Genomic DNA, 1,339 nt, shown 5'->3' on the forward strand with positions numbered 1-1,339 from the left:
AAACTCGGATGCGATTTTCTAAACCGCCTATACGGCGTTCAACTAGAAACAAACATACTATAAACTTTGTTTGCCAAAAGGCAAATAGGATTTTTGTCTCCAAAAACCCTTTTTTGCAGAAAATCACTAACACAATGTTTTTATTTGTTTTATTTTACAGCTCAAAAAAAGGGTTATAAAGCTTTAGATGATTTGATAAGGCGTAAATTTTACTGTACAACAAAATTGACTTAATTGATTTATAGTGAGCATCAAAGTTTATTGCGGATATCAATGTAAAGCTGTGTCTGTTTGGCGGGTTTTGACCCCAGCAGGAATCGAACCTGCAACTAGCCCTTAGGAGGGGCTCGTTATATCCATTTAACTATGAGATCATAGGAGGCTTATTCTAATAAATTTGCAAAGATAATGCCATTTAAATAACGAAAAATTTTTTTATTTTTTTTATTCTAAGTAATCATGATACAATTGAACTATATTTAACCTCATTAAATTTAATTAAAGATACTATGAAAAAACGAATAGTTGGTATGGTGTTTTCTGTGATGGCGCTTACCAGTTGTGCCACTTATCAACCTGAAACAAATTCCTATAGTGACCCATTATCTGGCTTTAACAAAACCATGTTTAATGTTAACTACTATGCGCTTGATCCTTATGTCTTACGTCCAGCTGCAGTTGCTTGGAAGGATTACGTTCCATCACCTGTTCGTACAGGTGTAGTTAACTTTTCATCTAATCTTTCCGAACCTGCATCAATGGCAAACAACTTATTACAAGGCGATGTTCACAAAGCGGGAACACATTTAGCACGCTTTTTCTTAAATACGGTTTTCGGTTTTGCTGGTTTGGTGGATGTTGCAAGTATGTCAGATCCACAATTGCAAAAAGGTGGAAAACGAACTTTTGGCGATGTTTTAGGTCATTACGATGTGCCTTATGGCCCTTATGTTGTATTACCATTTTATGGTTCCGCAACGTTAAGAAACGAAGGTGGTAGCGTGGTTGATACTCTTTATCCTCCACTTGTTTGGTTAGATTGGCAATGGGCGTTAGTACGTGGTGTATTTGACGGTATTGAAGCTCGTGCAGTTGCGATTGAATATGAAGATTTAATTAAAAATAGCGATGACCCTTATAACTTTATGCGCAATGCTTACTTTCAACGTCATGACTTTGTAGCCTCTGGTGGTAAAGTAGACGAAAATAAACAGCAACAACGCGAAGAATCTATTAATGATTTTATTAACGATATTGATTCTCAATAATTTTTATTAAATTATACTAAAGGCTGTCAATTATTGGCGACCTTTGGTTTTAAAATTTATTTCAACATGAG

The 1,339-nt window shown here is 35.2% G+C and carries 1 protein-coding gene and 1 tRNA gene; one reads left to right on the plus strand and one right to left on the minus strand.

Annotated features, from left to right (window positions below):
* Positions 1–302: 302 nt before the first annotated feature.
* Positions 303–374 (minus strand) — tRNA-Arg (locus A9G30_RS01480).
* 135 nt (positions 375–509) lie between these two features.
* On the opposite strand from A9G30_RS01480, the gene A9G30_RS01485 reads away from it, so the two are divergent.
* Positions 510–1,268 (plus strand): MlaA family lipoprotein, encoded by a 759-nt coding sequence (locus A9G30_RS01485; protein ID WP_065587817.1) that lies wholly within the window; start codon positions 510–512, stop codon positions 1,266–1,268.
* The last annotated feature ends 71 nt before the right edge of the window (positions 1,269–1,339 follow it).

The sequence above is a fragment of the Gilliamella sp. Fer4-1 genome, from assembly GCF_001690515.1.
Lineage (GTDB): Bacteria > Pseudomonadota > Gammaproteobacteria > Enterobacterales > Orbaceae > Gilliamella > Gilliamella apicola_C.

What these genes read in the sequence shown, in the direction of transcription:
- A9G30_RS01485 (WP_065587817.1), top strand. Translation starts at nt 510, where the DNA reads ATGAAAAAACGAATAGTTGGTATGGTGTTTTCTGTGATGGCGCTTACC.